Source organism: Nonomuraea marmarensis, from assembly GCF_043197025.1.
Classification (GTDB): Bacteria; Actinomycetota; Actinomycetes; order Streptosporangiales; family Streptosporangiaceae; genus Nonomuraea; species Nonomuraea marmarensis.
In genome coordinates this window covers 357,799-377,760 of sequence record NZ_JBICRM010000003.1, presented here as the reverse complement: position 1 = coordinate 377,760, position 19,962 = coordinate 357,799, and the positions used below count along the sequence as shown (strand labels likewise).

Annotated in this window: 23 protein-coding genes; 8 read left to right on the top strand and 15 right to left on the bottom strand. The window is 69.8% G+C overall.

Annotation, left to right across the window (positions count from 1 at the left end; translation table 11 throughout):
* The first annotated feature begins 6 nt into the window (after positions 1-6).
* From ACFLIM_RS07225 to ACFLIM_RS07215, 3 genes are all read left to right on the top strand, one after another.
* Entirely contained in the window at positions 7-657 is a 651-nt protein-coding gene (locus ACFLIM_RS07225; RefSeq protein WP_393163222.1) for a response regulator, read from the top strand.
* A 107-nt stretch (positions 658-764) separates the two neighbouring features.
* Positions 765-1,517 carry an ABC transporter ATP-binding protein gene (locus tag ACFLIM_RS07220; RefSeq protein WP_393163220.1) on the top strand — a complete coding sequence of 251 codons (753 nt, stop codon included), beginning with the start codon at positions 765-767 and terminating at the stop codon, positions 1,515-1,517.
* A 1-nt stretch (position 1,518) separates the two neighbouring features.
* A complete protein-coding gene (locus ACFLIM_RS07215; protein WP_393163218.1) occupies positions 1,519-3,999 on the top strand; it encodes an ABC transporter permease in 2,481 nt (826 codons plus the stop codon).
* A 114-nt stretch (positions 4,000-4,113) separates the two neighbouring features.
* On the opposite strand, the gene ACFLIM_RS07210 is transcribed toward ACFLIM_RS07215, so the two are convergent.
* The 5 genes from ACFLIM_RS07210 to rph all read right to left on the bottom strand — a co-directional run bounded on the left by ACFLIM_RS07210 (position 4,114) and on the right by rph (position 8,336).
* Complete coding sequence (locus tag ACFLIM_RS07210) at positions 4,114-4,383, bottom strand: hypothetical protein (RefSeq protein ID WP_393163216.1); 270 nt, start codon at positions 4,381-4,383, stop codon at positions 4,114-4,116.
* Positions 4,380-5,279 carry a toxin glutamine deamidase domain-containing protein gene (locus ACFLIM_RS07205; RefSeq protein ID WP_393163214.1) on the bottom strand — a complete coding sequence of 300 codons (900 nt, stop codon included), beginning with the start codon at positions 5,277-5,279 and terminating at the stop codon, positions 4,380-4,382. Before ACFLIM_RS07205 ends, ACFLIM_RS07210 begins: the two co-directional genes overlap by 4 nt.
* Positions 5,280-5,348: 69 nt before the next feature.
* Positions 5,349-6,983, bottom strand: a complete 1,635-nt coding sequence (locus tag ACFLIM_RS07200) for a molybdopterin-dependent oxidoreductase (RefSeq protein WP_393163212.1) — start codon at positions 6,981-6,983, stop codon at positions 5,349-5,351.
* Between the two features lie 46 nt (positions 6,984-7,029).
* Complete coding sequence (gene rdgB, locus ACFLIM_RS07195) at positions 7,030-7,620, bottom strand: RdgB/HAM1 family non-canonical purine NTP pyrophosphatase (RefSeq protein ID WP_393163210.1); 591 nt, start codon at positions 7,618-7,620, stop codon at positions 7,030-7,032.
* On the bottom strand, positions 7,617-8,336 hold the full coding sequence (gene rph / locus ACFLIM_RS07190) for a ribonuclease PH (RefSeq protein WP_393163208.1): 720 nt from the start codon (positions 8,334-8,336) through the stop codon (positions 7,617-7,619). The genes rdgB and rph overlap by 4 nt, the downstream gene beginning before the upstream one ends.
* Before the next feature lie 80 nt (positions 8,337-8,416).
* Here rph and ACFLIM_RS07185 point away from each other — a divergent pair, with 80 nt between their 5' ends.
* Positions 8,417-9,643: an MFS transporter gene (locus ACFLIM_RS07185; RefSeq protein ID WP_393163206.1), complete on the top strand. Its 1,227-nt coding sequence runs from the start codon at positions 8,417-8,419 to the stop codon at positions 9,641-9,643.
* Here the strand turns inward: ACFLIM_RS07185 and ACFLIM_RS07180 are convergent.
* From ACFLIM_RS07180 to ACFLIM_RS07170, 3 genes are all read right to left on the bottom strand, one after another.
* Complete coding sequence (locus ACFLIM_RS07180; RefSeq protein WP_393163204.1) at positions 9,628-10,380, bottom strand: MBL fold metallo-hydrolase; 753 nt, start codon at positions 10,378-10,380, stop codon at positions 9,628-9,630. The two genes, ACFLIM_RS07185 and ACFLIM_RS07180, sit on opposite strands and share 16 nt — an antisense overlap.
* A complete protein-coding gene (gene murI, locus ACFLIM_RS07175) occupies positions 10,377-11,288 on the bottom strand; it encodes a glutamate racemase (protein WP_393163202.1) in 912 nt (303 codons plus the stop codon). Before murI ends, ACFLIM_RS07180 begins: the two co-directional genes overlap by 4 nt.
* Positions 11,289-11,391: 103 nt before the next feature.
* Positions 11,392-12,183, bottom strand: a complete 792-nt coding sequence (locus tag ACFLIM_RS07170) for a thioesterase family protein (RefSeq protein ID WP_393163200.1) — start codon at positions 12,181-12,183, stop codon at positions 11,392-11,394.
* A gap of 110 nt (positions 12,184-12,293) precedes the next feature.
* Here ACFLIM_RS07170 and ACFLIM_RS07165 point away from each other — a divergent pair, with 110 nt between their 5' ends.
* Together ACFLIM_RS07165 and ACFLIM_RS07160 are read left to right on the top strand one after the other, a co-directional pair.
* Complete coding sequence (locus tag ACFLIM_RS07165) at positions 12,294-12,620, top strand: hypothetical protein (protein ID WP_393163198.1); 327 nt, start codon at positions 12,294-12,296, stop codon at positions 12,618-12,620.
* Between the two features lie 178 nt (positions 12,621-12,798).
* The gene (locus ACFLIM_RS07160; RefSeq protein WP_393163196.1) at positions 12,799-14,577 is read left to right on the top strand and encodes a DUF3352 domain-containing protein; all 1,779 of its coding nucleotides are present in this window, start codon (positions 12,799-12,801) and stop codon (positions 14,575-14,577) included.
* A gap of 40 nt (positions 14,578-14,617) precedes the next feature.
* On the opposite strand, the gene ACFLIM_RS07155 is transcribed toward ACFLIM_RS07160, so the two are convergent.
* The 5 genes from ACFLIM_RS07155 to clpS form a co-directional block, all read right to left on the bottom strand.
* Positions 14,618-15,565 carry a PLP-dependent cysteine synthase family protein gene (locus tag ACFLIM_RS07155; protein WP_393163194.1) on the bottom strand — a complete coding sequence of 316 codons (948 nt, stop codon included), beginning with the start codon at positions 15,563-15,565 and terminating at the stop codon, positions 14,618-14,620.
* 1 nt (position 15,566) lies between these two features.
* Entirely contained in the window at positions 15,567-15,839 is a 273-nt protein-coding gene (locus ACFLIM_RS07150; RefSeq protein WP_125631561.1) for a MoaD/ThiS family protein, read from the bottom strand.
* A 190-nt stretch (positions 15,840-16,029) separates the two neighbouring features.
* Entirely contained in the window at positions 16,030-16,431 is a 402-nt protein-coding gene (locus tag ACFLIM_RS07145) for a Mov34/MPN/PAD-1 family protein (protein WP_393163191.1), read from the bottom strand.
* A gap of 9 nt (positions 16,432-16,440) precedes the next feature.
* On the bottom strand, positions 16,441-16,965 hold the full coding sequence (locus tag ACFLIM_RS07140) for a DUF2017 domain-containing protein (protein WP_393163189.1): 525 nt from the start codon (positions 16,963-16,965) through the stop codon (positions 16,441-16,443).
* A 37-nt stretch (positions 16,966-17,002) separates the two neighbouring features.
* On the bottom strand, positions 17,003-17,296 hold the full coding sequence (gene clpS / locus ACFLIM_RS07135) for an ATP-dependent Clp protease adapter ClpS (RefSeq protein ID WP_393163187.1): 294 nt from the start codon (positions 17,294-17,296) through the stop codon (positions 17,003-17,005).
* Positions 17,297-17,342: 46 nt separating this feature from the next.
* Between clpS and ACFLIM_RS07130 the strand changes: the two genes are divergently transcribed.
* Positions 17,343-18,626, top strand: a complete 1,284-nt coding sequence (locus ACFLIM_RS07130; RefSeq protein ID WP_393163185.1) for a nicotinate phosphoribosyltransferase — start codon at positions 17,343-17,345, stop codon at positions 18,624-18,626.
* A gap of 15 nt (positions 18,627-18,641) precedes the next feature.
* Entirely contained in the window at positions 18,642-19,211 is a 570-nt protein-coding gene (locus ACFLIM_RS07125) for a nicotinamidase (protein WP_393163183.1), read from the top strand.
* On the opposite strand, the gene ACFLIM_RS07120 is transcribed toward ACFLIM_RS07125, so the two are convergent.
* The gene (locus tag ACFLIM_RS07120) at positions 19,212-19,634 is read right to left on the bottom strand and encodes a VapC toxin family PIN domain ribonuclease (RefSeq protein WP_393163181.1); all 423 of its coding nucleotides are present in this window, start codon (positions 19,632-19,634) and stop codon (positions 19,212-19,214) included.
* The gene (locus ACFLIM_RS07115; RefSeq protein ID WP_393163179.1) at positions 19,634-19,876 is read right to left on the bottom strand and encodes a hypothetical protein; all 243 of its coding nucleotides are present in this window, start codon (positions 19,874-19,876) and stop codon (positions 19,634-19,636) included. The genes ACFLIM_RS07120 and ACFLIM_RS07115 overlap by 1 nt, the downstream gene beginning before the upstream one ends.
* Between the last annotated feature and the right edge of the window lie 86 nt (positions 19,877-19,962).

The following is a 19,962-nucleotide window of genomic DNA, read 5'->3' as shown; positions in this document are numbered from 1 at the left end:
GGCCGGGTGATACGCGTGATGCTGGTCGACGACCAGGAGCTGTTGCGGGCCGGGTTCAGGATGGTGCTCGGGGCCCAGCCGGACATCGAGGTCGTGGCGGAGGCCGGTGACGGGGTCGCGGCGCTGGAGCTCCTCAAGACCACCGAGGTGGACGTGGTGCTCATGGACGTGCGCATGCCCCACATGGACGGCGTGGAGGCCACCAGGCACATTGAGGGGCCGAAGGTGCTGATCCTGACCACGTTCGACCTGGACGAGTACGCGTTCTCCGCGGTCAAGGCGGGCGCGGCCGGGTTCCTGCTGAAGGACGTGCCGCCGGGTGACCTGGTCAACGCCATCAGGCTGGTGCACGCGGGCGACGCCGTGGTGTCGCCGAGCACGTTGCGGCGCATGCTGGACAGGTTCGCCGCGCAGTTGCCGACCGAGGAGCTGGCGGCGGCGTCCGAGCTGACGCCGCGCGAGCGGGAGGTGCTGCTCATGGTGGCCCGCGGCCTGTCCAACACGGAGATCGCCGGCCGCCTGGAGGTCGCGGAGGCCACGGTGAAGACGCATCTGGGCCGGGTGCTGGCCAAGCTGGGGCTGCGGGACCGGGCGCAGGTGGTGGTGTACGCGTACGAGGCCGGGCTGATCGTGCCGTCGCATCGGCCGAAAGTCTGACGCGGGTCATCCACGCGCGTACCCGAAGTCCCTCCTCAGGACCCATAAATCACGAAATTTCCACTCCTACCGTGGTTCGCGTTGATAAATCACGACAAGGAGTGAACGTGACACTCGCCGAGACCTGGCGCCAAGCCCCGCCCGCGGTGCTGGCCACCGATCTGACCAAGGTGTACGGCCAGGGCGACGCCCGGGTCCACGCCCTCCGCGAGGTGAACGTGGCCTTCGCCACCGGCGCGTTCACCGCCATCATGGGCCCGTCCGGATCGGGCAAGTCCACGCTGATGCACTGCCTGGCCGGGCTCGACGCCGCCACCTCGGGCACCGTGCACATCGGCGACGTGGAGCTGACCGGCCTGAACGACCGGCAGCTCACCCTCCTGCGCCGCGAGCGGATCGGGTTCGTCTTCCAGGCGTTCAACCTGCTGCCCACGCTGACCGCCGAGCAGAACATCCGGCTGCCGCTGGAGATCGCCTCCCGCCTGGCGGACCAGCCCCTGTACGACCGGGTCATCGAGACCGTCGGGCTGAAGGACCGGCTCTCGCACCGGCCGACCGAGCTGTCCGGCGGCCAGCAGCAGCGCGTGGCCGTGGCCAGGGCACTGATCAGCAAGCCCCAGGTGATCTTCGCCGACGAGCCGACGGGCAACCTCGACTCCCGCAGCGGCGCCGAGATCCTGTCCTTCCTGCGCACCTCGGTACGCGAGCTGGGCCAGACCATCGTCATGGTCACGCACGACCCGGTGGCGGCGTCGTACGCCGACCGGGTGGTCTTCCTGCGCGACGGCGAGCTGGTCACCGAGATCGCCGCGCCGACGCCGCAGTCCGTGCTGGACACGCTCGTGAAGCTGGAGGCGTGAGGTGCTGAGGACGGCGCTGGCCGGGGTGCGCGCGCACCGGCTCAGGCTGCTGCTGACCGCGCTGGCGATCATGCTGGGCGTGGGGTTCATCGCGGGTACGTTCGTCCTGAACGACACCGTCCAGGCCGGCTTCTCCCAGCGCGTCACGGCCGACGCGGACAAGGTGGACGTGGCCGTACTGCCCGAGGGCCCGGACGCCGTGCTGCCCGAGCGGCTGCTCGAACGTATCCGCGCGCTGGACGGCGTGACCGAGGCCCAGGGCCTGATCCGCGGCGCCGCGCCCCTGCTCGGCAAGGACGGCAAGACCGTCGGGAACCTCCCCACCACCGCCGTCTCCATCGTCCGGGGCCCGCTCGACCGCACCGACATCGTCTCCGGCACCGGCCCCGGCACCGACGACCAGGCCGCCGTGCTCGACGAGAACACCGCCAAGGCCCAGGGCTTCCGGCCCGGCGACACGATCACCGTGCTCGACGGCGAACGGGCCGAGCACCGGTTCAGGCTCGTCGGTCTGCTCGACCCCGGCGTGGACCAGGAACTCGCCTCCACCGGCGCGGTCGGCTTCACCACGGCCACCGCGCAGCGCATGACCGGCGCGAAGGGCTACCGCGAGATCGACGTCGCGGGCACGGCGCCCAAGGAGGCCGTCGCGGCGGCCGTCGGCGGCGGGTACGTGGTCAAGACCGGCGCCGAGCTGGCCGACGACCTGGGCAAGCAGGCCGGAGTCGAGACGCAGACGTTCACGCTGGGCCTGCTGATGTTCGGGGTCGTGGCGATGATGGTGGCCGCGCTGGTGATCTACAACACGTTCGGCATCCTCGTCGCGCAGCGCACCAGGGAGATGGCGCTGCTGCGGTGCATCGGGGCCACGCGCGGGCAGGTGTTCGGCTCGATCCTGCTGGAGTCCGCCGTGGTGGGCGCGCTCGCCTCCGCGCTCGGCCTGATCGCAGGGTACGGCCTGGCCGCGCTCACCCTGGCGGTCCTCGGCACGCTCGACGCACCGCTGCCCACCGACGCGGCCGTCACGCTCACGCCCGCCACGATCGCGATCGGTCTGGCCGTTGGCCTGCTGGTCACCGTGGGCGCGGCCGTGCTGCCCGCCAGGTCGGCCACCCGGGTCCCGCCGATCGCGGCGTTGCGCAGCCAGGTGGAGGAGCAGACGTTCCGCGCGGGCCTGGTGCGCGGACTCCTCGCCGCGCTCTTCCTGGTGGCGGGCCTCGGTACGACCGCCGCCGGCGTGCTGGCGCTGGAGCCAGGGGAGACCTCGCTCCTCGTCGTGATGGCCGGGGGCGCGCTGACCTTCCTGGCGGTGCTGATCCTGGGCCCTGTGCTGGTCAAACCGCTGAGCGCGCTGGTCGGCTGGATCCCGGGCCGGCTGTTCGGGGTGCCGGGCCGGCTGGCGGTGGACAATTCGGGGCGCAACCCGAAGCGGGCCGCGACCACGACCGTCGCGCTGACCATCGGCGTGACGCTCATGACGCTGATCTCGGTGGTCACCGCGTCCACCAGGCTGACGTTGACGGCCCAGCTCGACGAGCAGTTCCCGGTCGACTACCTGCTGGCGAGCCAGGAACGCGACTCCGTCATCCCCAGGTCCGTGGCGGCCGAGCTGCGCGGCCGGCCGGAGCTGACCTCGGTGGTGCAGATCCGCGAGGCCAAGGCCCCGGTGAACGGCAAGCGCCGGGACGTCGGCACGTACAGCGGGCCCATGACCCCGTTCGTCGTCTCCGGCTCCATGACGGCCTTCGGGGCCGGGCAGGTGGCGCTCGACGAGTTCGTGGCCAAGGACCTCGGCGTGCGGGTCGGCGACTCGGTGTCGCTCGCGACCAGGAAGGCGGGGACGGTTCCGCTGAAGGTGGCCGCGCTGCTCGACGGCACCCAGTCGGCGCTGCCGCCCGTCACGGTGGCGGAAGGGCCGTTCGACACCTACTTCGGCGCGGTGCCCGACTCGCGGGTGATGGTCAACATCAGCGACGGCGTGCCGCCGGAGCGGGCCCGCAAGGTGGTGGACGCCGCCGCGGCCGCGCATCCGACCGTGCAGGTGACGAGCTCGACAGAGGTACGCGGCCAGTTCGACGAGACCCTGGACATGATGCTCATGATCATCACTGGGCTGCTCGGGCTGGCGATCCTGATCTCCCTGCTGGGCATCGCGAACACGCTCTCGCTGTCGGTGCACGAACGCACCAGGGAGTCGGCGCTGCTGCGGGCGCTGGGGCTGACCCGGCCGCAACTGCGCGGGATGCTCTCGATCGAGGCGCTGGTGCTCGGCCTGATCGGCGCGCTGGTCGGGGTCGTGCTCGGGGGCGCCTTCGGCTGGGCCGCCATGATGGCGATGCTGGACGGCGCGGTCTTCTCGGTGCCCGTGGTCCAGATCGCGCTGTTCGTGGTGCTCTCCGGGCTGGCGGGCGTGCTGGCCGCCGTCCTCCCGGCTCGCCGCGCCACGCGGGCCTCGATCGTCGGCTCCCTCGCCACCGGCTAATTCGGACAAAAGTCCATTAAATGGAATAAAACCGGAAAATCCGGATAGAGGGTATAAAGGTCGGGCGTCTCTATGGGGGCGGCGCCCGGCCTTCTTAATGCACCTCAAAAGACCTCAGCGGGGCGTGCGGCCCGGCCACAACTCGGCCACGGTCTCCGGATCGAGCAGCGGTCTGGCCACCACCTCACCCGTAGCCCGGTCGATCACGATGCACCCTCCCCCGACCGTCTCCGGCAACCTGGCGGGATCGTCCGGATCGAGCTCACGCGCCCAGGCGACATATCCGTCACCGAACCCGTGCACCCCCACCGACACCGCCTCATCCGCCGGGCGTACCCCGTTGAAGTACTCCTCGGCCAGCGCCCTGGCCTGATCGAGGTTCATCGCGGCCGCCCGTGCCGGTCGAGTATCACGCAGAACACCCCGGTCACCGTCGTGTACGGCGGCTCCACCGACATGTGCCCCCGCTGGGCGTCGATCCAGATCACCTCACCGTCGACGTTGACCGCGTTCCAGGCGTGGGAGCCGCCACCCGGCCAGCGCACCACGATGACGGCGCCGGCCCCGTGCCCGGCGTCGAGCAGCCGCCGCGCGATCATCGGGTAGGCGTGCCGCCCCTGACCCGCGTACTGGAGTCGCTGCCCCACCCACCGCTCGATCCTGGCCACGCTCCCGCGCTCGCCGGTCAGCACCGGCCGGCCGATCCGGTCGTACTCGGGCAGCCGAGGCGCGGCCGCCGCGGGTTCGCCGTGCCAGGTGGACAACACGGCCAGCGCGCAGTCGGCGGCGTTGGAGGCCCGGAACGGGTCGTCGGCGGGCCCGCCGCCGTTCACCAGCCGCACCCAGGTGCCGCGCGGGTCGGGAAAGCGCGCGCCCTGCCGCAGTGCCTCGGCCAGGTCCCGCTCCACCTGCGGGTCCGGCCGCGCGAGCCCACCCGGCACGCCGTACGGCCGGGAGTCGGCGAGCCTGGGCGGCCGCTGCTCCCGCTCGAACCAGTCGCACTCGGCAGCGGGCACGGCGGGCGTATCGAGGCTGTCGGGCTCGGGATCGTCCGGCGGGCCGGTCGTTCCCGCGGGCTCTAAGGTGGCCGGAGCCTCCGGAGGAAGGCCGGAGGAGGTGTCTGTCTCGGCGGCCCGCTCGTAGTCGAGCCACCGCACCCCCTCCGCCACCACGGGGTTGTACTGCTCCTCTGGAAGGACCCACCGGACGCTCGGCTTGCGCTCGCGGAACACGGCCTGCCTCCTGTCATGCTCGACGAACGATCGTAGAGGCGCCACCATGACCGGGAGGCGAAGTCAGGAAGATTCGCCGCCAGAACTACCCGCCGTACCTGCGCAAACAGCCCAAACCTAGGAGACCTGCACCGTGATGGTGTGCCACCCGGTGGCCCCGTCGGGGGCGGGCGGCGCGGACGCCTCGGTCTGCGTGTACCCGGAGGCGTCGGTCGCCCGCACCTGGATCGTGTGCCGCCCGGGGGTGGCGTCCCAGTCGATCGACCACTGCCGCCAGGTGTCGGGCCCCGCCACCTCAGCCAGCTTCGCCTGCCGCCACTGCTCGCGGTCGACCCGCACCTCCACGGCGTCGATCCCGGTGTGCTGCGCCCACGCCACCCCCGCGATCGTGGTACGCCCGGCCTTCCGCGAGTCCCCCGGCTTGGGCAGGTCGATGCGCGACTCGGTCTTGATGGGCCCCTTGGCCGCCCACCCGCGCGGCGTCCAGTACGCCTCGTCCGCGTCGAACCTGGTCACCTTGATGTCCACCACCCACTTGGTGGCCGACACGTACCCGTACAGGCCGGGCACCACCTGGCGCACCGGGAAGCCGTGGTCGACGGGAAGGGCCTCGCCGTTCATCGCGACCGCGAACAGCGCATCACGCCCGTCCATGACCACGTCGACCGGGGTGCCGCAGGTGAAGCCGTCGGCGGAGGTGGACAGGAGCATGTCGGCGTTCGACCGGAGCCCGGCCCTGCGCAGCACCTCGGCCATGCGGACCCCCAGCCAGCGGGCGTTGCCGACGAGATCGCCGCCGACCTCGTTGGAGACGCAGGTGAGCGTGACGTCCGCCTCGGTGAGCGGCATCTTCAGCAGGTCCGCGTACGTGAGCTCGACCGGCCGTTCGACCAGGCCGTGGATGCGCAACTTCCAGTCGTTCGGATCGACCTGGGGGACGACGAGGGCGGTATCAACCCTGTAGAAGTCCCGATTTTTCGTGATAAACGGGGACAGGCCGTTGATGCGGAGGTCCGCGCCCGCCGGGACGGGCTTGGCCGGCGTCGCCGGTTTGGGCAGGGCCAGCCCCACCCGCGCGGCGTCCACCGCCCGGCGCCCGCCGAGCTGCTGCCCGATGACGGCCGCCGCCCCCGCGACCACCACGCCACCGGCGACCCCGGTCAGCAACCGCCGCCGGTCGAACGCCCGCAGCTCCGCGCCGGACCGCATCACCGCGGGCCACTCCACGCCGACGCCGCCCCTGTCGGCGTCCTCGCCGGTGGCGTCGGCGGACGGGGCCGAGTCGCCCGGGGCCGGCTCGGCGCGCGAGCCGCCCGCTGCCCGCCGTACCAGCCAGGAGAGCGTCCAGGCGCCGGCCGCGGCCCCGACCACGGTCGGGATCGCGTCCAGGACCCCGGCGTCCGGCCGGGTCAGCACCGCCAGCAGGCCCACCACCCCGAACGCGGCCAGCCCGGCGAAGCCGTAGGCGAGCCGGCGCCTGGCCAGCACCCCGATGACGGCGGCGATCGCGGCGAGCACCACGAGAACGCCCCCGATGAGGACCGTCTTGTCGTTCTCGCCGAACGTCCTGATCGCGAAGTCCTTGACCGGAGGCGGCGTCAGATCGACCGTCACATCGCCCACGGCCACGACGGGAAACGTCTCGGGCCCCACGACGCCGGCCACGAGCTGCGCGATGCCCAGGGCCACGCCGCCGGACACCAGTCCCGCCAGGGCCCCGGCCCAGGCGGGCACCATCTCATTCCTCTGCACGTTCCGAAGGTACGTCGTCGCGCGTCAAAGGGTTCTTACGCGGTGGTTACGAGCTGAGCAGCCCGCGCACGATCGGCGCCAGCGCGCGGAAGGCCCGCCCTCGGTGGCTGATGGCGTCCTTCTCCTCCGCCGGCATCTCGGCCGTCGTGCGATCCTCGCCGTCGGGCACGAAGATCGGGTCGTAGCCGAACCCGTTGGCCCCTCGGGGCGTGGTGACCAGGCGCCCCTGCAGCACGCCTTCGACCACGCGGCACTCCCCCGACGGCAGCGCCAGCGCGGCGGCGCAGGCGAAGTAGGCGGTCAGCTTGTCTGCGGGCACGTCGGAGACCTGCGCCAGCAACAACGCGAGATTGGCCCGGTCGTCGCCGTGCCGCCCAGACCAGCGGGCGGAGAAGACGCCGGGCATGCCGTTGAGCACGTCGACGCACAGCCCCGAGTCGTCTGCGACCGCGGGCAACCCGGACCCCTGCGCGACGGCATGTGCCTTGAGCAGGGCGTTTTCCTCGAACGTGACCCCGGTCTCGGCGACCTCGCCGATCGCGGGGAACTCCTCCAGCCCGACGATGTCGAACCCGGCCAGGATGCGGCGCAGCTCCGCGATCTTTCCCGCGTTGCGGGTGGCCAGCACGATCTTCATGCGCCGAGCGCCTCCTGCTGGATCAGCGTGAGCTCCTCGCAGCCGCCCACGGCCAGGTCGAGCAGCTCGTTGAGCACGTCGCGGTCGAACGGCGCGCCCTCGGCGGTGCCCTGCACCTCGACGAAGCTGCCCTCGCCGGTCATCACCACGTTCATGTCGGTCTCGGCGGCGACGTCTTCGGTGTAGCACAGGTCGAGCATCGGCACCGAGCCGACCACCCCGACCGAGACGGCCGCGACCGAGCCGATCAGCGGGTCGCCCGGGCACATCCGGCGCTTGCGCATCCAGGCGACCGCGTCGGCCAGCGCGACGTAGGCGCCGGTGATCGCGGCGGTCCTGGTGCCGCCGTCGGCCTGCAGCACGTCGCAGTCGAGCAGAATGGAGTTTTCCCCCAACGCCTTGTAATCGACGCAGGCGCGCAGCGAGCGCCCGATCAACCGGGAAATCTCGTGGGTCCTGCCGCCGATTTTGCCCCGGACCGATTCGCGATCGTTACGAGTATTGGTCGCGCGCGGCAGCATGGCGTATTCGGCCGTAACCCAGCCCTGGCCGCTGCCTCTTCGCCACCGCGGCACGCTGTCCTGGACGGTGGCCGCGCACAACACCCTGGTGCCGCCGAACTCGACCAGCACCGAGCCCTCGGCATGGGTGAGCCATTGCCTGGTGATGGTGATGGGGCGAAGCTGGTCAGGGTTGCGGCCATCCTGTCTGGACATGCAGATCACCCTATCTCCGCGCCACAACACTCTTGACCAAATGTGTCCGACACATGGATCCTTACGCAATGACAACGGGGGTGTTGCGAAACCCTGACTTCCTCCGGTTCCTCAGTTCGCACGTCGCGAACGAACTCGGAGCGAATATCTCGCGCGTCGCGCTCCCGCTGGTCGCCGTGCTCGTGCTGCACGCCCGCCCCGCGGAGGTGGGCGTGTTGTCCGCGTTGCAGACAACCGCCTTCCTGCTGATCGGCCTGCCCGCGGGGGTGTGGGTCGACAGGATGCGCAGGCGCCGCGTGATGATGGCATCCGACCTGGCCAGGTTCCTCCTGCTCGGGAGCATACCGCTGGCGTCCGAGCTGGGGGTGTTGTCGATCGGGTTGATGTTCGTGGTGGCGCTGCTCGCCGGTGTGGCGCAGGTCTTCAACGACGTGGCCGACCAGACGTACCTGCCCGATCTCGTCAGCAACCGGCTGCTCACCGACGGCAACTCCAAGCTTGAGGTGGTGCGCTCGGGGTCGTTCCTGGCGGGGCCGGGCGTGGGGGGCACGCTGGTGCAGTTGCTGGGGGCGCCGCGCACGATGGTCGCCACCGCGCTGGGCGCGCTCGCCTCGGTGCTCTTCCTGAGCTCGATCAAGGCGGCCGACAAGCCGCCCCCGGTCACCGAGCCCACTCCGCTGCTGCGCGGCATCGGCGAGGGCCTGGCGTACGTGTGGCGCGACGGGCTGATGCGCATGTTCGTGGCCACGACGGCCGCCGTCAACCTGTGCATCAGTGCCGTGCTGAGCTTATCGGTGTTGTTCCTGGCCGAGGTGGTCAGGCTGCCGCCCGGCCTCATCGGCGTGCTGCTCATGTCGGGCGGGATCGGCGGCCTGATCGGCGGCTTCACCGGCGGCTGGCTGTCCAGGAAATACGGCGCCGCCAGGATGGCCTGGCTGGCGGTCACCGTTGCCTCGCCCTTCGGCCTGCTGCTGCCGATGACGCAGGCCGACTGGCGGGTGGTGTGCTTCGCGATCACCTCGATCATGTTGTCGTGGAGCGCGGCCCTGATGAACGTGGGCCAGATCACCTACCGGCAGACGGTGACCCCCGAGCACCTGCTCGGCCGGGTCAACGCGTCGGTGAGGTTCATGGTCTGGGGCACCATGCCGCTGGGCGCGCTGCTCGGCGGCCTGGTCGGCCAGCAGATCGGCGTTCGTGAGGCCCTGTGGGTGTTCATGGCGGGACGGCTGGTGGCGTTCGTGCCGCTGCTGTTCTCGCGGCTGCCGCGCATGCGCGACTTCAGCGAGGCTCAGGCCAGGTCGTAGACCGCTCCGCTGCGGGCCAGCTCGACGGGACCGTCGTAGCCGCCTCCCGCGGCCTCGTCGAGCACGACGGCCTGGTCGTTCCAGGGCACGAGGTGGGTGAGCACGAGCCGGCCGACGTCGGCCTTGGCGGCGTGCTCGGCGGCCTGGCGCCCGGTCAGGTGCAGGCCGGAGGGGAGGTCGGGGGCCTCGATGAAGGACGCCTCGCACAGCAGCAGGTCGGCGCCCGTGGCCAGCTTCACCAGCTCGTTCGACTCGCCGGTGTCGCCGGAGTAGGCCACGCAGGCGCCGCCGTTGGCGACGCGGAAGCCGTACGCCTCGACCGGGTGGTTGACCAGGCCCGCGGTGAGGGTGAACGGCCCGATCTGGAACGAGCCGGGTGCCAGCGCCACGAAGTCGAACGCGGTCTCGAGGCCCGGCTCCTCCGGCATCCCGTACGCGGCCGCCAACCGGCCCGGCGCGGCGGCGGGCGCGTAGACGGGCACCACGGGGTACGGCGCCTCGGGTCCGTACGTGCGGGCCACGTGGTATCCGCAGATGTCGAGGCAGTGGTCGGCATGCAGATGGGACAGGCAGATCGCGTCCACGTCGTACAGGCCGATGTGGCGTTGGAGCGCGCCGAGCGACCCGCTGCCGAGGTCGAGCAGCATCCTGAACCCGTCGGCCTCGATCAGGTAGCAGGACGCGGGGCTGTCGGGCCCGGGGTAGCTCCCCGAGCAGCCGACGATGGTCACCTTCATGTGGGCTCCTTCTCGTTGCGACGCTCCGCGTCGCGGCTCGGCCCCTCGAACCCGGTGTCTTCCCTCGTCAGTCCAGACACCGGCGCCGCCGAGCGGCCGTTAAAGGTAGTACCCCCCACTGGTGCGACTTCGACCGCATCGATCTCCGGGCCCAGGAAACGCCGCCCGAGTCGGGCGAAGAGCAGGGAGTCGCCGGTGGCGCGGAAGCGGTGCCGGGGGGTGGCCTCGCCTCCCGCCGCCAGATCGTGGTCGTGCAGGATCCGGTAGACGTCCTTGGCCGTCTCGTCAGCGCTGGAGACCAGCGTGACCCCGTCACCGGCGACGTAGGAGATGGCGCCGGTGAGCAGGGGGTAGTGGGTGCAGCCGAGGATGAGAGTGTCGCACCCGGCGGCCCTGATGGGCTCCAGGTAGTCGCGCACGACCTCGATGAGCTCGTCGCTCGTCGTCTCTCCTCGTTCGACGTACTCCACCAGGCGTGGGGCGGCCACGCCGGTGAGTTGCACGTCGGGAGCCGCGGTGAAGGCGTCGTGATAGGCCATGGAGTCGATGGTTGCCCTGGTGGCGATCACGCCTACCCTGCCGGTGCGGGTGGCTCGCACCGCGCGCCTGGTGGCCGGCTGGATCACCTCGACGACCGGCACGTCGTAGCGCTCACGCGCGTCGCGCAGCACGGCGGCACTGGCGCTGTTGCACGCGATCACGAGCATCTTGACGTCGTGCTCGACAAGGTGGTCCATCACTTCCAGGGCGTAGGCGCGGACCTCCGCGATGGGTTTCGGCCCGTACGGCTGGCGGGCCGTGTCGGCCACATAGGTGATCGATTCCTGGGGCAACTGGTCGATGATCGCTCGGGCGACCGTCAAGCCGCCGACCCCGCTGTCGAAGATCCCAATACTCGCGTCCGGCACGCTCTAGAGGGTAGGCGACCTGCACGATCAACACTGCGTAAGAATCCTCACAGGTGCGACACGTGAGCTTGTAGCGATGTTGTCTTCCTCACACTTTGCCCGGTTAGCCCCTTCCGACCCGGGCGAGTTGCCGCGACTGGGCGACGAGGCGGCCGGCGGAGTCGCGTACCTCGACCTCCTCGTCGAACCAGCCGTCGGAGATCAGGCGGCCGCTGCCGAGCAGCGTGAGCCAGCCGGGCGCGGGCAGCGCGCGCAGGTGCCAGGTGAGGTCCACGGTCGGCGCCCAGCCACGCTGGCCCGCCGAGAACACCACGGGCGGCAGCGCGTCCACGGCCAGCGCCAGCACGTACGGGTCCGGGTCCTGGGGCTCGGCCATCCTGAAGTGCGCCCGCGACTCGGGCCTGCCGGTGGGCTCGCCCTTCAGCCAGCCGATCGTGGGCGGGTCGAAGAGCAGCTCCATCTGGGCGTTCAGGTTCATGCCGGACTCGGGCTTGGGGTCGGGTAGCTTGGCACAGTCGTCGATGCTCGGCATGTTATATGCCGATTTTTCGGCATAAAGGGGCTCAGCCTCCTTCAGCGTGGCCGTCGTGATCAGGCCCTCGATCTGCGCCACACCCTCCTGTACGAGCGTGGCCCTCGCGAACGCGGCCGTCCGGCCCGCCTTGAGCGGCTCGATCCTGACCTGCGCGGGACCCGCGACCGGCGCCTTCAGGAACTGCGCGGTCGTGCTCACCGGATGCTCGAACGGCGAGGCGTCCACCGCCGCACGCAGGATCACGGCCATCAGGTAGCCGCCGTTGAGCGGGCCGCCGATCGCGTACCCGGGGTCCAGGCACACGTCATAGGTGCCCTCGTCGACCTTGATCGCCTGCGTGGCCTCGTCGAACTTGGTCATCCGCGCCCGCCTCAAATCCGGAACGTTATTCTAGTGGTCACATACTCTATTGCATCGACCTATCAGCGCGCCTACCTGCGAAAACGTGATTCGGCTGAGAAAGTTCGATCATGGCAAGTGTCACCGAACTCATCGGTCAGTCCGTATGGGACTCGAACGGGGTCTGGGTCGGTTTCGTCGTCGACATCCGCGTCGTCAAGCACAGGGGCGAACTCCAGCAGAGCCACACCGTCTACGGCCTCGTCGTCTCCGGCAGGCGGGCCCCGCTCCTGCTCGCCCTCACCCGCGAACGCCAGGGGCGCTCGGCCTGGCTCTCGCGGGCGCTGGCGCGCCTGGTCTACGCGGGGTGCACGTTCGTGCCGTGGGCCAGCGTCGCCGAATACGGCGGCGGCGAGGTCCACATCGACGTGCTCAGGAATGAGCTCACCCGGGCCTGACGTCAACTCCAGCAAATTGCAAGCGCCTGTCTAGCAACATCCGTTACTTTCTCTGTGGCAAAAAGTCCACATTGTGAGTTGAGTGATGTCTGCGAATAATCCCCCACATGGCCAGGATCCTGACCGGACGACGGCGTACAACTGGAATCAGGGGCAGCAGCCGGAGAACCCCCCGACCATGCCGCTGCAATCCGGCCAGCCGTACCCGCCGCAGCAGCCCTACCAGCAGCAGCCTTACGGCCAGCAGCCTTCGCAAGGCGCCTACGGCCAGCAGGGGGCCTATGGTCAGCAGGCGTCCCCTGGCCAGCAGCAGCCGCCGTACAACCCCCAGGCGGCGTACGGCCAGCAGCCCTCCTACGGCGCCCCGTACGGCCAGCAGGACCAGCAGAATTGGCAGCAGAACCAGCAGGCCCAGGGCGGCTGGCAACAGCAGCAACCACAGCAGGGCTGGCAGCAACAGGACCAGTACGCGCAGGGCGGTTGGCAGCAGCAGGGCCCCGAGGGCTTCGGCCCCGCGGCGCCGGCCAAGAAGGGCCGCAAGACCTGGATCGTCGCCGCGGCCGCCGCGCTCGCGGTGGTGCTGCTCGGCGGCGGCGCCGTGTGGGCCGTGGGAGCCATCGGCGGCGGCGGTACGCAGCCGAACGACGTCCTGCCGGCCGACTCGATCGCCTACGCCCGGCTCGACCTGGACCCGGCCGCGAACCAGAAGCTGGCGCTGTTCCAGCTGGCCAGGAAGTTCACGGTCACCAAGAACTCGTTCTCGGGCGAGGACCCGCGCCAGGCGCTGTTCAACACGATCAACAGTGACTCCGACTCCAAGATCGACTTCGCCAAGGACGTCGACCCGTGGCTGGGCAGCAGGGTCGGCTTCGCCGCCGTGCCCTCCGGCAAGACGGAGCCCGACTTCGCGGTGGCCGTCCAGGTCAAGGACCAGGAGCAGGCCAAGGCCGGCATCGCCAAGCTGATGGACGGCGACAAGTACGGCATCGCCTTCCGCGACGACTACGCGCTGCTCAGCTCCACCCAGCAGCTCGCCGACAAGTACGCCCAGGCCGAGGGCAGCCTGTCCGACAACGCCGAGTTCAGCGACGACATGGGCGCGGTCGGCGAGCAGGGCGTGTTGTCGTTCTGGGCCGACATGGGCGGTCTCATGGAGATGGCCAAGAAGGAGATCCCGGCCGGCCAGGCCGCCACGCTCGACCAGGTCAAGGACGCCAGGTTCGCCGGCGCCCTGCGCTTCGACAGCGCCTACGTCGAGCTGGCCGGGGTCGTGAGGGGCGTCAAGGGCCTGGCACCCCAGGGCGACCTGCCCAAGGCCAACCTGGGCACGCTGCCCGCCTCCACGGGGGCCGCCCTGTCGATCTCCGGCCTCGACCAGACCATCACCAAGCAGTGGGCCGAAATCGAGAAGCAGGTCACGGCGTCGGGCAGCGCGGAGATCACACAGCTCCTCACCCAGGCCAAGACCCAGTTCGGCCTGGACCTGCCCGCCGACCTGGCCACGATCTTCGGCAAGAACTTCACGATCGCGGTGGACAGCGAGGGCCTGGACAGCGACCAGATCAAGGGCGGCGTGCGGGTCGCCACCGACCCGGCCAAGGCGCAGGCGATCATCGACAAGGTCCAGCAGGCGATGACCGCCAGCGGCCAGCCCGCTCCGCAGATCGCCAAGGTCGCCGGGGACGGCGTCTTCACGGTGGCGACGACGGACGAGTACGCCAAGAAGCTGGCCGAGCAGGGCACGCTCGGCGACTCGGAGACGTTCCAGACGGCGATCCCGAACGCGGGCGAGGCGAACTCCGCGCTGTTCGTGGACCTGGACAAGGTCGAGAACCTCTACCTCAAGTCCCTGCAGGGCGACGAGAAGGCCAACCTGCAGGTGCTGAAGGCCATCGGCATGAGCGGCACGCAGAGCGACACGGAGGCGACGTTCTCGCTGCGGGTCCTGTTCAACTGATGACCAGGAGGGGCGGCCGGTCCGGCACCGGCCGCCTTTCTCATGCCCAGAGCTGGCCTTCGAGGCGCTCTTCCGCCTCGTCCAGGGTGCCTTCGTAAGCACCCGTGGACAGGTATTTCCAGCCGCCGTCGGCCACCACGAACACGATGTCGGCGCGTTCCCCCGCCTTGACCGCCTTCCCGGCCACCCCCAGCGCCGCGTGCAGCGCCGCACCGGTCGAGACCCCGGCGAAGATGCCCTCGGCGGCCAGCAGCTCGCGGGTGCGCCGCAGCGCGTCGGCCGAGCCGACGGAGAAGCGGGTGGTCAGCACCGACTCGTCGTAGAGCTCGGGGATGAAGCCCTCGTCCACGTTGCGCAGCCCGTAGACCAGCTCCCCGTAACGCGGCTCGGCGGCCACGATCTGCACGCCGGGCACCCGCTCGCGCAGGAACCGCCCGACCCCCATCAGCGTCCCCGTCGTGCCCAGCCCGGCCACGAAGTGGGTGACGGTGGGCAGGTCCTCGAGGATCTCCGGGCCCGTGCCCTCGTAGTGCGAACGCCAGTTGGCCGGGTTTCCGTACTGGTAGAGCATCACCCAGGACGGATTCTGCGCCGCCAGCTCCTTGGCGACGCGTACGGCCTCGTTGGAGCCCCCCGCGGCGGGCGAGGAGATGATCTGCGCGCCCCACATGCGCAGGAGCTGGCGGCGCTCCTCCGAGGTGTTCTCCGGCATCACGCAGATCAGCTTGTAGCCCTTGAGCTTGGCCGACATGGCGAGCGAGATGCCGGTGTTGCCGCTGGTGGGCTCCAGGATCGTGCACCCCGGCGTGAGCCGGCCCTCCTTCTCGGCCTCCTGGATCATCCAGAGCGCCGGCCTGTCCTTGATCGAACCGGTCGGGTTGCGGTCCTCGAGCTTCGCCCACACCCGCACGTCGGCGGAGGGCGACAGTCTCGGCAGCCCGACGAGGGGCGTACGCCCGACCGAGTCGATCAGCGAGTCGAAACGCATGTCACCCGCCGGCGACGGCAGGCAGCACGGTCACCGTGTCGCCGTCGGACACCGGCGTGCCGAGACCGCCCAGGAAGCGCACGTCCTCGTCATTGAGGTAGACGTTGACGAAGCGGCGCAGGCTGCCCTGGTCGATCAGGCGGTCCTTGATGCCGGGGTGGCGGGACTCAAGATTGCTGATCAGCTCGTCGAGGGTGGCGCCCTCGGCGTCGACGGCCTTGGCGCCGTCGGTGTAGTTGCGCAGGATGGTCGGAATGCGTACTTCGATGGCCATCGCGGTCGGTCTCCTCAGTCAGGTCGCGGACTCGGCGAGATAGGAAGTCATCGCGGACTCGGCGATATTGGAAGTCGTCGTCCCATCGGCAGCAACGCCGACGGCTGGATGCGGATTCCGCCTCAGCGACAGTCGTAGACGACGACAGCCGGAGTATGCGCGAAGAGGAAGCTCTGCACGGCCCGGACCATCATGGGAGAAACCTTACCTCTTCCTCTGTGATCACACCTTCGAGGATCCGGTACGAGCGGAACTCCACCTCGTCCTCGTCCCTCGTGGACACCAGGACGTAATGGGCCTCCGGCTCGGAGGCGTAGGACACGTCGGTGCGCGAGGGGTAGGCCTCGGTGGCGGTGTGGGAGTGGTAGATCACGACGGGTTCCTCGTCGCGGTCGTCCATCTCGCGCCAGACCCGCAGCTGCTCCAACGAGTCGAAGCGGTAGAAGGTGGGCGAGCGCTCGGCGTTCGCCATGGGGACGAAGCGCTCGGGCACGCCGTTCCTGCCCGCGATGACGCCGCACGCCTCGTCGGGGTGGTCGGCCCGGGCGTGCGCGACGATCTTGTCCACCAGTTCCTGCGAGATCGACAGCATGCCCGGAAATTACCAGAGGGCCCGGACCAGGCTGTCCTGGAGGTAGGTCAGCCAGTCGTAGGTGACGTAGGCCGGGTAGCGAGGGTCGTCCTCGGACATCATGGCGATCTCGTCGTGCACCTCCTCGGTCACGTCGAGCTTGATGCCGAGCGTGAGGCGTACGTCGTTGAGCGAGCGCAACCACGCCTGGGCCTGCTCGGGCGTGAGCAGGGCGCGGCCCGACTTGGCGGTGTCGAAGACGGTCTGCGCGTCGGCCCGCTTGCCGTCGCGCAGCGTGGCCTCGGTGTAGCGGCGGAACTCCGCCGCCTCCTTCTCGTCCTTGTACGCCGACGGGAACAGCCTGGCCAGCACCGGATCCGACGGCGCCTCACTGGCCCCGATGCCCAGGGCGCGCTCCAGCGGGTCGTCGCTGGTCTCCCCCGGCGCCACGATGCCGAGCATCATCGAGACGAGCGAACGCAGCAGCGAGACCTCCGCGGCCTCGAACTCCGCGATGACGCCACCAGCCTTGCCCGGCGAGAACCCCGAAGTCACCCGCGCCGCCTCACTTTCCTCATCGGCCTCACTCGCCTCATTTGACGGAGTCCGACTGGACCGTCGCCCACAGGCCGTAGGAGTGGAGAATCTGCACATCGCGTTCCATCTCTTCGCGCGTGCCGCTGGACACGACCGCCTTGCCCTTGTGGTGAACGTCCAGCATGAGTTTCTCGGCCTTCTCCTTCCTATAACCGAAGACCGTTTGGAAGACATAGGTCACGTAGGACATCAGGTTGACCGGGTCGTTCCAGACGATGGTCACCCATGGCAGATCGGGCCGGACGTCCGATGACGGACGCTCAACGGCGATTGGAGCGGTGCTACCCACATCCCCGAGTCTGCCCTATCTGGGCCGTAGTCTTCGAGTCGTGACAATGACCATGAGCACTGCGTTGCTCACAGATCACTATGAGCTGACGATGCTGCAGGCGGCCCTGCGGAGCGGCGCGGCCCACCGGCGCGCGGTTTTCGAGGTGTTCGCCAGGCACTTGCCGGGTGGGAGGCGTTACGGGGTTGTCGCCGGCACGGGACGTGTCCTGGACGAGCTGGAACGCTTCCGCTTCGGTGAGGAAGAGCTTGCCTACCTGCGCGAGAACCAGGTCGTCGACGACAGTACTCTGGCGTTTCTCGCCGATTACCGGTTTTCCGGGAACGTCTACGGCTACCGCGAGGGCGACCTCTACTTCCCTGCTTCTCCCATCATGGTCGTGGAGGGCACGTTCGCGGAGGCCGTACTGCTGGAGACGATCACGCTGTCGATCCTTAACCACGACTGCGCCATCGCCTCGGCCGCCTCCCGCATGACGAACGCCGCGGGCAAGCGGCCGCTCATCGAGATGGGCTCGCGCCGCACGCACGAGAGCGCCGCCGTGGCCGCCGCGAGAGCCGCGTACATCGCCGGGTTCGCCTCGACCTCCAACCTGATGGCCGGGCACGTGTACGGGGTCCCCACGGCCGGTACGGCGGCGCACGCGTTCACGTTGCTGCACGACTCGGAGAAGGCGGCGTTCGAGGCCCAGATCGCCACGCTCGGCCCGGGTACGACGCTGCTGGTGGACACGTACGACGTGGCCGAGGCGGTACGGACGGCCGTGGAACTGGCCGGGCCGGAGCTGGGCGCGGTCCGCATCGACTCGGGCGACCTGGCGGCGGCCGCCCAAGAGGTGCGCGAGCAACTGGACGCCCTCGGCGCCTTCGACACCCGCATCCTCGTCACCTCCGACCTCGACGAGTACGCCATCGCCGCGCTGGCCGTCGCCCCCGTGGACGGCTACGGCGTGGGCACCTCCCTCGTCACCGGCTCCGGCGTCCCCACGGCGGCCCTCGTCTACAAGCTGGTGGCGCGGGAGACGGCGACGGGCAAGCTGGAGGCCGTGGCCAAGCGCTCGGTGGGCAAGCCGTCGCGCGGAGGCCGCAAGGAGGCGTTCCGGCTGCTGGACCCGGCGGGCCACGTGGAGACCGAGCTGATCACCACCGGTGGCCTGGTCCCGGAAGGCGGTATCCCCTTGCTGCACGAGCTGGTACGCGACGGGCAGATCACCGGCAGGGAACCCCTCTCAGCCGCCCGCGAACGCCACGCCGAGGCCATCGCCTCGCTCCCCCTGGAGGCCCTCCACCTGGGCCGGGGGTACGCGGCGATCCCCACGGAATTCGCCTGACGTATCGTGCTACGTATGGGCACCGCGTTGATCATCGTCGATGTGCAGAACGACTTCTGCGAGGGCGGCAGCCTGGCCGTGGCAGGGGGCTCGCGAGTGGCGGCGGCGATCACCCGCCACGTGTCCGTCCACCGCTATGACCACGTGGTGGCGACCAGGGACTACCACATCCAGCCCGGCCCGCATTTCTCCCCCATGCCCGACTACGTCTCCACCTGGCCCCCGCACTGCGTCGCCGGCACGCCCGGGGCGGACTTCCACCCGTCGTTCGACGTGTCGGGTGTGGAGGAGGTCTTCAGCAAGGGGGCGTACGCGGCGGCGTACAGCGGCTTCGAGGGCGCCTCGGGCGACGGGCTGCCGCTGGCGGAGTGGCTCGAGCAGCGGGGAGTCCACGAGGTTGACGTGGTGGGCATCGCCACGGACCACTGCGTCCGTGCCACGGCGCTGGACGCGGTCAAGAACGGCCTGGCGGTGCGGGTGCTCCTGGACCTGACGGCCGGGGTCGCGCCGACGACCACGGAGGCGGCGATGGCGGAAATGGAGGACGCGGGCGCCACCCTCCGGGGAGCGCCCGCAGTGGGTTGATCAGTTCGCGTCCGCGGGCAGGACGGTGAAGGCCTCACCCCAGAGCGGTTTCATCGCCCTGAAGTGCCGCTGGTCGAGCGTCAGCACGCGGGTCGTCTTGAAGCGAGCGGCTAGGAGGACGACGGACGCGTCCGCGAGGCCGATCTTCATGCTGCCGTAGCGGCTGATGAGTCCGGCCGCCCGCTCGACTTCGTGGCGCGTCATCGGGAAGAGGTCATAGACCCCACGCCCGACCTCACCCAGGTAGTCCAGCTCAGCCCGCAGGCCGATCCGGGTCAGCAGCATGTAGTCCAGCTCCGCCAGGATGAATGGCGAGAGCACTATCCCTCCCGTCTCGTTGTCGAGCACCTTCTTCACCGCGAGGTGCTCGTCTGAAGCGCGGTCGGCGGCCGCGAACGCGCCGCTCGTGTCCAGAATGAGCATCAGTCGAGCCCATCCCTGCCGAACCCTTCGGCGAGAACGTCGTCCACGCTGCGCGCCAAGGCAGGGTCGCCGCTGTCGAACAGCGGCAGTCGTGGCCGAGGCCGCTCTCCGAGGACCTCCTCGTTGAGAGCGCGCTTGATCGCCTCTCGCATGTATGACTCCTCGGACATCCCATGCACCCGGGCCGCCTCAGCGACCTGGTTCTTGATCTCCTCGGGCAGGTACAGACTTACCTCAGGCACCCTTCTACGGTAACCCGGCGTCCCTCTTACGCCGTCGATCACGAAGAGTACACAGTGTGCAACGCTGAGGTCATGTGATATCCAAG